The organism is Aureispira anguillae, from assembly GCF_026000115.1.
Taxonomy (GTDB): Bacteria; Bacteroidota; Bacteroidia; order Chitinophagales; family Saprospiraceae; genus Aureispira; species Aureispira anguillae.
Map to the genome: position 1 here is coordinate 2,521,956 of NZ_AP026867.1, position 12,273 is coordinate 2,534,228.

12 protein-coding genes are annotated in these 12,273 nt (G+C 36.8%); 7 read left to right on the forward strand and 5 right to left on the reverse strand.

Annotated elements, in window-relative coordinates; translation table 11 throughout:
* Positions 1-173 precede the first annotated feature (173 nt).
* From AsAng_RS09685 to AsAng_RS09695, 3 genes are all read left to right on the forward strand, one after another.
* Positions 174-617, forward strand: a complete 444-nt coding sequence (locus AsAng_RS09685; RefSeq protein WP_264792576.1) for a heme-degrading domain-containing protein — start codon at positions 174-176, stop codon at positions 615-617.
* Positions 618-700: 83 nt separating this feature from the next.
* Positions 701-1,219, forward strand: coding sequence for a hypothetical protein (locus tag AsAng_RS09690; RefSeq protein WP_264792577.1), 519 nt, complete (start codon positions 701-703; stop codon positions 1,217-1,219).
* Between the two features lie 87 nt (positions 1,220-1,306).
* Positions 1,307-1,705 carry a hypothetical protein gene (locus tag AsAng_RS09695; protein WP_264792578.1) on the forward strand — a complete coding sequence of 133 codons (399 nt, stop codon included), beginning with the start codon at positions 1,307-1,309 and terminating at the stop codon, positions 1,703-1,705.
* Here the strand turns inward: AsAng_RS09695 and AsAng_RS09700 are convergent.
* The 4 genes from AsAng_RS09700 to AsAng_RS09715 all read right to left on the reverse strand — a co-directional run bounded on the left by AsAng_RS09700 (position 1,702) and on the right by AsAng_RS09715 (position 6,181).
* A complete protein-coding gene (locus AsAng_RS09700) occupies positions 1,702-2,454 on the reverse strand; it encodes a DUF5995 family protein (protein ID WP_264792579.1) in 753 nt (250 codons plus the stop codon). The genes AsAng_RS09695 and AsAng_RS09700 overlap by 4 nt on opposite strands.
* Before the next feature lie 750 nt (positions 2,455-3,204).
* Positions 3,205-3,870, reverse strand: coding sequence for a LolA family protein (locus AsAng_RS09705; protein ID WP_264792580.1), 666 nt, complete (start codon positions 3,868-3,870; stop codon positions 3,205-3,207).
* 220 nt (positions 3,871-4,090) lie between these two features.
* On the reverse strand, positions 4,091-5,254 hold the full coding sequence (locus AsAng_RS09710) for a pirin family protein (protein ID WP_264792581.1): 1,164 nt from the start codon (positions 5,252-5,254) through the stop codon (positions 4,091-4,093).
* 168 nt (positions 5,255-5,422) lie between these two features.
* Positions 5,423-6,181: a TerB family tellurite resistance protein gene (locus AsAng_RS09715; RefSeq protein ID WP_264792582.1), complete on the reverse strand. Its 759-nt coding sequence runs from the start codon at positions 6,179-6,181 to the stop codon at positions 5,423-5,425.
* Between the two features lie 421 nt (positions 6,182-6,602).
* Between AsAng_RS09715 and dnaE the strand changes: the two genes are divergently transcribed.
* The 4 genes from dnaE (at position 6,603) to AsAng_RS09735 (ending at position 11,925) form a co-directional block, all read left to right on the forward strand.
* A complete protein-coding gene (gene dnaE, locus AsAng_RS09720; RefSeq protein ID WP_264792583.1) occupies positions 6,603-10,169 on the forward strand; it encodes a DNA polymerase III subunit alpha in 3,567 nt (1,188 codons plus the stop codon).
* 62 nt (positions 10,170-10,231) lie between these two features.
* Positions 10,232-10,813 carry a DUF6940 family protein gene (locus AsAng_RS09725; protein ID WP_264792584.1) on the forward strand — a complete coding sequence of 194 codons (582 nt, stop codon included), beginning with the start codon at positions 10,232-10,234 and terminating at the stop codon, positions 10,811-10,813.
* A gap of 70 nt (positions 10,814-10,883) precedes the next feature.
* A complete protein-coding gene (locus AsAng_RS09730; protein ID WP_264792585.1) occupies positions 10,884-11,270 on the forward strand; it encodes a Fur family transcriptional regulator in 387 nt (128 codons plus the stop codon).
* Between the two features lie 34 nt (positions 11,271-11,304).
* Complete coding sequence (locus AsAng_RS09735; RefSeq protein ID WP_264792586.1) at positions 11,305-11,925, forward strand: hypothetical protein; 621 nt, start codon at positions 11,305-11,307, stop codon at positions 11,923-11,925.
* A gap of 1 nt (position 11,926) precedes the next feature.
* Here the strand turns inward: AsAng_RS09735 and AsAng_RS09740 are convergent, their stop codons facing one another.
* Positions 11,927-12,268, reverse strand: coding sequence for a DUF4296 domain-containing protein (locus AsAng_RS09740; protein ID WP_264792587.1), 342 nt, complete (start codon positions 12,266-12,268; stop codon positions 11,927-11,929).
* Between the last annotated feature and the right edge of the window lie 5 nt (positions 12,269-12,273).

The window sequence follows — 12,273 nt, forward strand, 5'->3', positions numbered from 1 at the left end:
ATATCTATGTTTTTTACAGTTATAAAGACTAATACTCCGTTAATTAGCTAGTGCGCTAGCGCTTATGAGCTCCCTGAGGTCGGTTCGTTATCCCTCGTGAGCCAGCATAATTGGGTGTGGGTTTTCAACGGAGTAATGAAAGAAGCAAACCAAGCAAAAATAATAAACCAACAATGATGAAGCAAATCGTATTAGAAAAGTTCAATAATCGTTTAGCCCTCGAAATGGGATTGTCAATTGTAGAATTGGCAAAAAGTAGAAATCAATCCATAGCCCTTGAAATTAGCCGATTAAATCAAACTATATTTTTATACATTGATGATGGTCTTCCCGCAGACAAACACAATTGGCTTCGACGAAAGGCAAATGTAGCCCGACATTTTGAAGAAAGCTCTTTGAGTGTAAAAAATGATTTAATAAATGGCAATATGAGCTTGGATGGCACATTTGGGCTTAACACTACTGAATATATAGCCAAAGGGGGAGCAATACCAATCGTTGTGAAAGATGCAGGGATGATTGCAACAATCACCGTATCTGGATTAAAAGATCTAGAAGATCATCAAATTATTATTGACGCATTAGAGGGAACGTATTATCCTAAAGCTTCCGTGTAAGCTATCAATAAATAAGGCTCTGTTAAAGAAAGAAACGGAGTGTTCAACAAAAAATTCTATCATCTATTTCATTTATTTATTCTATGAACTATACCTTAGATTTTAAGTCCGAAGAACCGCTCCCATCCCTAAAAACAAAAACTAAAGCATACTTTCAAAATCATGGCTTTAAGCTATCGGAAGAAGCTCCCAACAACCTCCAATTCAAGGCAGGAAGTACTTTGAGAAATATGATCGCTATCAATCCGTTAAAATGGAAAAGTCAGATCGAAATTGAATTTAACGACCAAAATATCGTAGCACATTTTGAGATCAACACCATTCACCAAATTGTTACCCAAAAAGAAACAAAAGTATGGGAAACGTTTGTCAATAATTATCAAAACACGATTGAAACGGGGACATCTTTTTTCTCAGAAAATGAGAATGAAATAAAAGAAGCCAAAAATGCCAATTGGGAACTAATCGGTCAAATGTTTTTTGGTGCCATTCTCTTAGGGATTCCAGGCGGTTTAATTGCGACCATAACAGGGTTTGAAGTTGTATTTTTTACCTGCCTCTTTGTTGGTGCTGCTATTTTCCTTGTTAAAGAAATTTTCTAAAATGCGCTAGTTTAAAGTAGGGTATTCCTAAATTCAATCGGTATGAGATTATATCAATCTCATTCTAATTAAAATAAAATTGACGGTATGAAACTTTTACACCTCAGCCCCTTTTTATATCTATTAATTGTTAGTTGTACTAAACACAGTTATGAGCGAATCATAGAAAATAATTCCAGTTATGATATTTGGCTAAAAATAGATCGGGGTAGTTGTAATGGCTTTGATTTAGTGACAAGCAGCCACGATAGTGTTTTAGTACTTAGTCAAACGAGTTTTACGGTAGATGCTGAGCGTCATTCAGGAATATTAGCTTCTCGTTTTACGTCTTGTGTTCCCTGTATAGACACCATCCACACCCAAATAAATGGGCATGATTCTCTGAACCTAAGATTCCCCATTACAACGGACAAAAATTGGGAGATGATGCTTACCAACAACCACTGCGAATGTAAATTAACCCTTGAGGATTCGGATATAAACTAAGTTAAAATTTTAATCCTTTGTACCACATCTCCCCGTTCTCCGATTCTTATCATTCCAAAAATCAGCTTGGGAATTAGTCCTGGTGGGTTTATATAAGTTGCAACATTTGCGATTTTAGCATCCCTTTCCATAATCATGGATGCCCTTTCTTCTGCTTGGGCAGCAGCTAATTCGGTCGCAAACTTCCAAGCCCCTTCTCTTGCTTTTTCCATGCTAAAGTTGATCAAAAAATCATCTATTTTACCAGAATACGTCAATATACATTTTAGCGTTGGCCAAATTGCTGAAAGCTCCTGCTCTACCTCCCCAACCAATTCTTCTAAAATTTTATTAATCTTGTCAAAATCTTTTTTTAACGCAGTAATTGGTTCTTGTTCGCTTATCATTGTTTCCACGGCGGCTATTCCTAAATCTAGATTAATATGCGCATTAATCCCCAAAAGCAGGTGTTGTAGCACAATGGGCCAATAGGTTCGAGTAGCATCAAAAGCAACTTTCCAACTCTCTGTCACTTCCTGTCCTTTAAAATACTGCTCTTGTGCTTCTAAATATCGATTCGCAAAAAGAACATCTAATTTCTCCATTCGCTTGGCATTCTCAAACGCTCCCTCTTCTATGCCTTCTTTTACACGCTTCGTAACTTTTTGATACAAAGCCGCAAAATAGCCTTTAGGGCTTCTTGTTTTTTTAGCATTTTCGATAATTTCATCCAATGTTCCTATTACCCCGTCTATTGTAGTAACTTTCATAGTAGCAATATTATTATTGACCTTTTGCACAGAAAAAATTTGAAAGAAGGAGTAATCCCCTACTTTACGAATGTATGAAGTGCTTAAATATACTCAATCATCTAAGTGATTAAAAATAATTATGCAACTTTTCTCTATTCCTAACTAGGGTGATTCAGTAGTAAAACAAAAATATATTTTAGTAATTTCATTAAACTATAAAACACTGTTTGTTAACCTATAGCAATAAATTCAATTGTTTCTTTTTTAATGAAGTGAATATTGGAAGTTTTAATCTAGACCTCATTTGGGGGGCAAAATAGCAAAAAGCAGGGTAATCAATACCTGTTGTTCTTTTTGCATTGCCCAAAAAGAACCAAAAACGCTAGGACTGGATGACTTCTTGGACAAAGTATCTTCTTGATAGCTTAGGCTTTCAGAAACTCGCTTCGCTCAGATATGAGCTTTATTTTAATAGATTGAGAATCTATTAAAATGAAGGGAACCAAAAACCTTATTTTTCTTACAGAAAAATAGCAGCTTTCTGCGGCGTACTTTGTTCCCAATCAGTCATATGCCCACCAAAAAAACACTCCTAAAAACATTCAAAAGAAACTTATTTCAAAACTTTTTATTGCAAGCATCAAAAACACTTGGAGCAATACATTTGTTTTACTACTGAAAGCCCCTAACTACATCTTTATCAAAACAAAAAAAAGCACTTCCAACTAATGGAAGTGCCCTTTTTATAAATTAGAACGCTGTGATTTATTAATCTCTTAAGTCAATGACCTTTACGCCAGGATGTTTGTCTTTGTTAAATTGGAAGGTCTTGCTTACTGGTTTGGTATTTTTAATACTTTTAACCAAAAAAGTCATTCTGCTTCCGTCATCCGAAAATACCTTAACAGAGTTAATTTTAGATTGTGCTTTATCCACACGAATACGAATTTTCATAATTTCAGAATCTCGATCACGAGGCTTAAATTCAATTTTATACCCCTTGTTATCTTCTCCTGTTATTACATAGACAAATTCCTCGTCGTTTTCATCAATATTAAAAATTTTGGCTGGTGTAAATGGCGTTCCTTCATCTGCAATATAGTCATTAATTTGCACCTCATTTTGTTTCTTGATATACATCCAAACCGTCTCTCCATCATTAATAATAATATTACCATTATTATTGATTCTATACTTATCGCCAGCTTGAAGGATTTTTCCGCTTTGTACCTCCTTGTCATCTCCGTATTCTAATTCAAGATTGTACTCAATTTCAATCCCTTCATATTTACCATAAATCTTCTTTAAGTTTTTAAGAATTTTGGTAGCTTCTGGATCCGACTTCTCTTTAAACGCCTGTTTAGTTTGCGCATTTACCGTCACCACCATCAAAAATAAAAAACTAATAGATAATACATTCTTAATCCATTTCATAACTTCTATTGCTGTAGTTTGTAAGCTTACTTAACTTATTTATTATAATTTATTTTGTCCTTCTATTTCCCAAGTATGTGAGCAAAACGAATGATTGTAAATTTAACACATCATCAATTCTGCTTTGCTAGTTACTTATTCAAATGCAATGCCAAAACAACTTCTTCTACCAATAGAATCTTCCCTTTTTATTTTTCTTCTTTTTGATCCTCCACTCGTTCTATTTGATTTCTTCTGTTCCATCGGCGTGTTTGGCAAAGCGCCCCAAATTTCTAGCATGAACTTGATCGTATCTTGCCCAAGGCCAGCCTCCAAAACGAGTTTGTTGATAATCGGCAAAAGCTTGTTGTATTTCTTGACGAGTATTCATCACAAAGGGGCCATGTTGTACAACAGGTTCATTTATTGGTTTACCCTGCAATAATAATATCTTTGCTCCTGAATCACCAACTTTTATTGATAATTCTTGATCTGCTTTCACAACTACAGCATGATAAGAAGCAATTGTTGTCCCCCCCAATTCTAGATGATCCCCTTCGTAGAAATAGAGTGTTCGATTCACGGCAGCCGATCCCTTAGGGAGCGTCCATGTCCCATTCCCTTCTATTCTAATATTCCATACGGCCACTTCATGGCTTTCTTCTGCTGCCCATGAATTTGGTGGAGGTGCAGGAGCTTTTTGGTTGTCCAAAACACCAGCAATAACCTCTACTTCCGTTAATTTTCCTTGTGCATCCTTATAGTTATAATTTGGAATATCTTCTCCCCAAAGCATTTTATAATGCGCATTGACCATTTTATCTTTCTTGGGCAAATTGATCCAAATCTGAAACAACTCCATGTGGTTATCTTTATCTTGATGAATCAATGGAAACATTTCTGAATGTTGAACGCCTTTTCCCGCTGTCATCCACTGTACATCGCCATCACCATAACGCCCAGCACCACCCAAAGAATCAGCATGGTCTACCATCCCCTTTCGAACCACTGTAATGGTTTCAAAGCCACGATGTGGATGCCCAGGAAAACCAGGAATAGTTTCACCATGATACATTCTCCAACCGTCTTTTAACATAAAATCTTGCCCTATATTCCTCCCTTCCAACAAAGAAGGATCTGGTTCCATTTGTTCGTTGCCCTTAGGGAACTTATCATCGTGATGCACACAAAATAAAAAGGGGTCAGCAGTTTCCCATTGGAAACCCAAGGGCTTTATGCTAAGGATGGGGTTTGTTTCTTGAGGTTGTTGATTTTTCATTTTTTTTGTTTTATCCGTTAAGTTATCACTAGGGTCATTCTTGGCAAGACTTTGATAAGTACCACCTAATACAGAGGCTAGTCCCAAACCAAACTTGCCTAGAAAATTTCGTCTTGATTTTTTCATTTTTTTTTGTTTAAAACCAATAGACTTTTTCTAATGAATGATAAAGCCTAATTTATTTTTTATTCGATATCATTTTCAATAACAAAACCCTACCCCTTAATGTTTAACTACTGGCTTTTTAAAAATGAATATTAGACCTTATCTATAAGATTAGCACTACAGCTATACCTATTTAAACCCTCTTTCTTTTCGAATTCCCTCATAAGCCTCCTTAACTTTGATAAACTTTGCGGTTGCGGCCCTTTTTACTCCTTCCCCTAAGTGTTCTAATTTATCAGGGTGGTATTTTTTGAGCATATAATGATAAGCTTCTCTCACCTCCTCATCTCGTGCAGAAGGAGATATTTCAAGGATCTTATAATAAGCATCCATCGCATGATAAAACATTGCTTTGATCGAATCAAACTCTCCTGCTTCCACTCCCAAATGAATGCTAATAACCTTTATAGCTGCTATTTCTGGTTCATCAATGGAGTAATCGGCATTCGCAATACCAAATAAAAAATGAATCAGTTGCAAACGAGTCTCATAGCTAGTGGTTCTTCGGATTTGTTGCGTTGTTTTTTTAAGGTCAAAATCGTTATTAATCGACTCCATCAAGATGTGCCAATAATCATCCATTTGCCGAGTGCCAAATTGTTCTACCAAGAACGAACGCACATAACTCAACTCCAAATCGTCCACTTCTCCATCGGCTTTCACCACAGCACCCGCCAATAAAATAGACCCGACAACAAAGTCGTTTGGGTCTGTATCTTCTACTTTAGCAGGAGCGCTTTTATTGAGCCAAAGTTCCCCTCCATCCTTATGCAGTTTATCCAATATTGCACCAATCACTAAGCCAATCATCCCTCCAACATAACCACCAAGCCCAGCACCAGCTGCGATACCAACAATCTTACCTATCCAAAACTTAAATCCATTCATTCTATCTTACTGATTATACCATTAATGTCCGCTTACAATAATAGAAAAAAATCGCTACCTATAGTCTTAGTCGTCTGCTATTTTTTATTTTTTATCACTAAACACAGCCCTCCGAAACCTAGCGAACCAATCCTTTCCCCCACAAAAGCAATTTTATTTAAAATTTTGGCAATTTATTGCATAAGAACTAATAGAAACAAATTATTTCAAAATAAGCGAAATTGGCTAAGTATCTTTCGCAAAAAGTCGTATCTTAGAAGCTTCAATTTAAATGCCTCTTTAATGCATTTATAAACCATTCTTAATCTTGTAATATTGCCTATCTTTGCTTGCTTATTTAGCAACAGATTTCTAATATTAATACTTTATAGATTTTTATAAAAAAACATAAAAATCCACAAAGTATTGTAATATAAAAAATATGCCCGAATTCGTACATTTACACTCTCACACTCAATTTTCACTGTTGGACGGAGCCTCTAACATTGATGTTTTGATGGAAAAAGCGGCTGCCGACAATATGAAAGCTGTGGCTTTAACAGACCATGGAAACATGTTTGGTGCTTTCAAATTTGTCGCTGCTGCCGAAAAACACGGCATCAAACCAATTGTTGGTTGTGAATTCTATTTGGTTGAAAATCGTCACAAACAATCTTTTGCCAAAGCAAAGGGAGAACGAGACAAACGCTATCACCAATTGATGTTAGCAAAAAACCAAATTGGTTACCAAAACTTGTGTAAGCTTTGTTCTTATGGCTTCATGGAAGGACTTTACAGTAAATTTCCTCGTATTGATAAGGAGCTAATCGAAAAACATCACGAAGGGCTTATTGTCACTAGTTGTTGTGTGGGTGCTGAAATTCCTCAAGCAATTATTGAAGGGAATATCGAAAAAGCAGAAGAATTATTAAAATGGTGGCTCAATATTTTTGGAGAGGATTACTATATAGAAATTCAACGACATAGAGGTCTAGAGGATCTGGATATCTTCAAAGATGGAAAACGAACATTTAGTGGGGTCAGTCAAGAAGATGTCAATCAAGTTTTACTTGGTTTTGCCAAGAAATACAATGTCAAAGTTATTGCGACCAATGATGCCCATTATGTAGAGGAAGAAGATTGGCAAGCACATGATATGTTGCTTTGTATTAATACAGGGTCTTTGGTAGAAGATACGAATCGTTTTAAATTTTCTAGTTCTGATTTTTATTTCAAATCTCAGGCTGAAATGAATGCCATCTTTACCGATGTGCCCGATTCTATTGCCAATACCATGGAAATTTACGACAAAGTGGATAAGCTAACCTTGGCTAGAGATATTTTGTTGCCTGCGTTTCCCTTGCCTCAACAGTTTAAAACACAAGATGACTTTTTGCGCCACCTAACTTATGAAGGAGCCAAACGACGGTATGGCATAATTACCCCTGAAATAGCAGAACGTTTAGATTTTGAATTGGACGTTATTCGCAACTCGGGCTATCCAGGTTATTTTTTGATTGTACAAGACTTTACAACTGAGGCGAGAAACATGGGCGTTTCGGTAGGTCCTGGTCGTGGTTCTGCGGCGGGTTCTGCGGTAGCTTATTGCTTGGGAATTACCAATATAGATCCCATTAAGTACGATTTGCTATTTGAGCGTTTTTTGAACCCAGAACGGGTATCTATGCCCGATATTGATATTGACTTTGATGATGTTGGTCGATCCAAAGTAATGGATTATGTGATTGAGAAATACGGTCGAAATCAAGTTGCCCAAATTATTACTTATGGTTCTATGGCCGCCAAAAGTTCTTTGCAGGATGTTGGTCGAGTGATGAACATTCCTTTATCGGATGTTATCAATGTAAAAAAACAGTTTCCAGATGATTTGGGAGCAACCTTAAAAAAGGTATTGGCAGACGGAGATGTCCACCCCAAATTAAAAGGGAAACTCAACTCTGAAGAACTCGAAAAAGCGTATCAATTTAGAAATCTTGCCCAAGAAGATAATGAAATTGGAACGATGATTCGCAATGCTCACAAACTTGAAGGGTCTATCCGAAACACAGGTATTCATGCTTGTGGTGTGGTCATCACACCAGACGACATTACCAATTTTGTGCCTGTTACGGTGGCCAAAGACTCCGATCTATTGGTTTCTCAGTTTGATAACTCAGTAGCAGAGGATGCAGGTTTATTAAAAATGGATTTTTTGGGGCTTAAGACCCTAACCATCATCAAAGATGCTTGTAAAATCATCAAGGCAAAGCATGGTGTTGAAATTGAACCTGACGAAATACCCTTGGACGACAAAAAGACGTATGAGCTTTTCCAACGTGGCGAAACGATTGGTGTGTTCCAATATGAGAGTCCTGGTATGCAAAAATACATGCGTGAATTAACGCCTACTGAATTTTCGGATCTCATTGCTATGAATGCCTTGTATCGCCCTGGTCCGATTGCCTATATTCCGCTCTTTATTGATCGTAAACACGGTAGAGAACCGATTCAGTACGATTTGGATGACATGAAGGAATATCTGGAAGAAACCTATGGTATTACCGTCTACCAAGAGCAAGTTATGTTGTTGTCTCAAAAATTGGCTGGTTTTACCAAGGGGGAAGCGGATATGTTGCGTAAGGCAATGGGGAAAAAGAAAAAGAAGTTGATTGACCAGATGTTTCCTAAGTTTGAGGAAGGCTGTGCCAAAAATGGTCATACAGGAGATGTTGTCAAAAAAATCTGGAAAGATTGGGAGGCTTTTGCCTCTTATGCCTTTAACAAATCGCACTCGACTTGTTATGCCTTTGTTGCTTTCCAAACGGCTTATCTCAAGGCGCATTATCCCGCTGAGTTTATGGCTTCGGTTTTAACCCATAACAAAAGTGACATCTCCAAAGTAAACTTCTTTTTGCAAGAATGTAAAAATCAAAATGTTGAAGTATTGGGGCCTGACATTAACGAAAGTTATATGAATTTTTCTGTAAACAAAGAAGGAAAAGTTCGTTTTGGCCTTTCGGCTCTAAAAGGTGTTGGAGAGGGTCCTGTTGAAGAAATTCTCAACACCAAAAAAGAATCTGGGGAGCCTTATAAAGATATTTTTGACGTTGTTCGCCGAATCAATTTACGAGTTGCCAACAAAAAATGCTTTGAAAGTCTTGCTTATGGCGGTGCTTTTGATGCTTTTGGCTTAGATCGGGCGCTCTATTTTACCAAAATGGATGGCAAACATACCTTTTTAGAACTGGTGCTTCGCTATGGCAATGCCTACCAAAAGCAAAAGTCTGAAATGGCATTCTCGCTTTTTGGTGCTGATGCTGTTGATGAAACAATGCCAACACCCAAACTTCCAGAAAATGTTACCGAATGGAACTTGATGGAAAAACTCAAAAAGGAGAAAGAGGTTACGGGGATTTATTTGAGTGGTCATCCGCTAGATGATTACCGCCTAGAAATTTCTAAGTTTACTAAGACTATTAATAGACTGGATGAATTCAAAGACCAAGAAGTTGCTATTGCTGGCATCATTACTTCTGTTAATCATCGAGTGAGTCAAAAAGGTAGCCTCTTTGGTTTTGTTGGAATCGAAGATTATGAAGGGACTAATTTTGAATTTGGTTTATTTGGAGATAATTACTTAAAACATCGTCATCTATTAGAAACCGACACCGTTATTTATATCAAAGGGAAATACCAAAAAAGTTGGAGAGATCCCAACCAATTTGAATTAAGAATCAACGAAATTCAGCTGTTGGATGAAGTAGGAAGCTCCAAAATCAAGGGAATTGCCATTAATCTTCCTATTCAATTGCTTACTCCACAACTGATTGATCAATTAGATATGATTTGCGATAAGCACAAGGGGGAACAACAATTTTCTGTCAATTTACTAGATGCAGCCAATAAAATTATCCTCCAATTGGATTCTAGCAATCGACGAATTAATGCGGATAGCTTGTTTATTACAGAGATAGAAAAATTAGACTTGAGTTATAAAATGTTGAGTTAAAATGATACCCCCTATACTTGTTCATTAATCGGTATAGGGGGAATAAAATTTCAAATAAATAGATGTTCCAATATACCGAAAAAGTCTTAGCTAAAAACACCTTTCAGTTTCGGATAAAACAAGAAGATAAGCTATTAACCTTTGGCAATGTCATCCAGCTTTGGAAAACGTCGGCTTTATTCCGAACCTTTTATACCCAACTCCTTAGAGAAGTTCCTTTTCTAGCTTTTTTCTGGGAGAACAGCCCCTTTACCAACAATAGTTTGGATCAACCCTATGAGTTTGTAGTCGTTGGAACAGATGCTTTTAATGGAAAAAAGCCTAATGCGCTTTCGTTTAATCAGTATTTCTCCATTGAACAACCTGTCATTTCTTTTCCCAATTTGGGTAAGAATGCTCAGTTAGTTGTACCTTGTCCACTCTCCAACTCTTATGAAGTTTATACCCACTTAGGGAGTTTTATCCGAAATGCACCTGTTCAACAAATCGATCGTTTTTGGCAAGTAATGGGTCATGAAGTAGAAAAACACCTCAACGAATGCCCACTTTGGCTCAGTACTTCTGGTTTGGGAGTCTATTGGTTGCATGTTCGATTAGATCAACGCCCCAAATACTATAGTCATTCTCCCTACAAAAGCTTTTGAACATTATTAGGAAATGCGGCAAGATTGCTTTATTTTTATAGGCATAAAGTAACCGAAAGATATTATTTTGATGAAGTCAACTAGAAATACTGCTGCCAAATCCGCCATACACAAACTACTAAAAGATTCTACCACAGCCTTATCTCATCGAGATATTCAAGATCAAGTAGGAGAATTGTGCAATCGTGTTACGATCTATAGAATTCTAGATCGTTTAGTTGAAGAAGGTGAAATTCACAAAATTGTAAATACAGATGGAGTCATTAAATATGCCACTTGTCACCAATGTGAAGCGCATCACCACCACAGTCATAATCATGTGCATTTTAGCTGTACAAAATGTCATTCTGTGACTTGTTTAGACGATGTCAAACCAAGCTATACACTTCCTGCAAACTACTTGGTTAAAGAAGTTAATTTTACCTTATCGGGTATCTGCCCCAATTGTATCGAGTAGGTTATTTTGTTCCTTTGTTAAGTTTTACCTTTTCATGAAAAAACAGCTCCTTTATTCCGTTTTCATCACCCTTTTTTTAGGTTTAATGGCAAATGGACTATGGCTCTATGAAATCAAGGTAATAATTGGCTGGTCGGGACTTAAATGGTTAAACTACGAGCATAAATCCATCTTTATCATTAACGCCTTGGTTAATCTTGCTTACTGCATTCCTCTTTGGAATAATGAGCTTGTCCGAAAGGAAAAAAAGTCAAAACTCCTAGCCCTTTTTGCGCTTTATTGCTGTACTCTACTCGCCTATTACTCTACCAAACTTGTACTTTTTTATTGGATGTTCCCCTTTCTTAGCATTACAGTAAGTACCCCCTTTCTCATTTATCTATTTAGCTCCAAGCTTATCCATCCGATCAAAAAAACAGCAATTATTTTTTTGACAATGGGCATTTTGTTTGCCATTTTCATGAGTTCTTTTACGCTTGATTATATTCCAGGCTATGGAGGAACAAGTGGCTTTGTAGATGCTACAAAGATGGGTTATCCCTATTTTTGGATTACCATAATGATGGGAGGAATTGGAAATATCACAGCACAAAGCTTACTAATTGATCCATCCAACGTTTCTCGGATGAATACAGATGACATTCTAGATGCCTAGTCTATTTATCCGCTTTTTTCTTTTCCGCAGCAATCTTTTTTTCTTCTGCTAACTCTGAAATAACCTCTTGGTACAAAGAATCTAAGGCAGGAGGATCGGTGAAATAAGCATGCATACTTTGGTCAAATTCATCTTGATCTACATCGTGCAATTTAAAAATTTGTCCATAATACATTCTAGCAAGACTATCTTTGGAACGACGATCCGCCACTTCCGTTAATAAGGCCTCTGCCAAATGAATATCCCTCAAAATTAACTTTATTTTATCCTCGCTAAGAATAGGCGTTTCTTTGGGAATTGGTTGATAACAACTAGAAAAAAGTATGGCTACCAGAGCAGCCATACTTC

Coding starts and splice junctions, on each gene's coding strand:
- AsAng_RS09740 (WP_264792587.1), bottom strand. CDS start 12,268: ATGGCTGCTCTGGTAGCCATACTTTTTTCTAGTTGTTATCAACCAATT.
- AsAng_RS09710 (WP_264792581.1), bottom strand. CDS start 5,254: ATGAAAAAATCAAGACGAAATTTTCTAGGCAAGTTTGGTTTGGGACTA.
- AsAng_RS09685 (WP_264792576.1), top strand. CDS start 174: ATGATGAAGCAAATCGTATTAGAAAAGTTCAATAATCGTTTAGCCCTC.
- dnaE (WP_264792583.1), top strand. CDS start 6,603: ATGCCCGAATTCGTACATTTACACTCTCACACTCAATTTTCACTGTTG.
- AsAng_RS09705 (WP_264792580.1), bottom strand. CDS start 3,870: ATGAAATGGATTAAGAATGTATTATCTATTAGTTTTTTATTTTTGATG.
- AsAng_RS09700 (WP_264792579.1), bottom strand. CDS start 2,454: ATGAAAGTTACTACAATAGACGGGGTAATAGGAACATTGGATGAAATT.
- AsAng_RS09730 (WP_264792585.1), top strand. CDS start 10,884: ATGAAGTCAACTAGAAATACTGCTGCCAAATCCGCCATACACAAACTA.
- AsAng_RS09715 (WP_264792582.1), bottom strand. CDS start 6,181: ATGAATGGATTTAAGTTTTGGATAGGTAAGATTGTTGGTATCGCAGCT.
- AsAng_RS09695 (WP_264792578.1), top strand. CDS start 1,307: ATGAAACTTTTACACCTCAGCCCCTTTTTATATCTATTAATTGTTAGT.
- AsAng_RS09690 (WP_264792577.1), top strand. CDS start 701: ATGAACTATACCTTAGATTTTAAGTCCGAAGAACCGCTCCCATCCCTA.
- AsAng_RS09725 (WP_264792584.1), top strand. CDS start 10,232: ATGTTCCAATATACCGAAAAAGTCTTAGCTAAAAACACCTTTCAGTTT.
- AsAng_RS09735 (WP_264792586.1), top strand. CDS start 11,305: ATGAAAAAACAGCTCCTTTATTCCGTTTTCATCACCCTTTTTTTAGGT.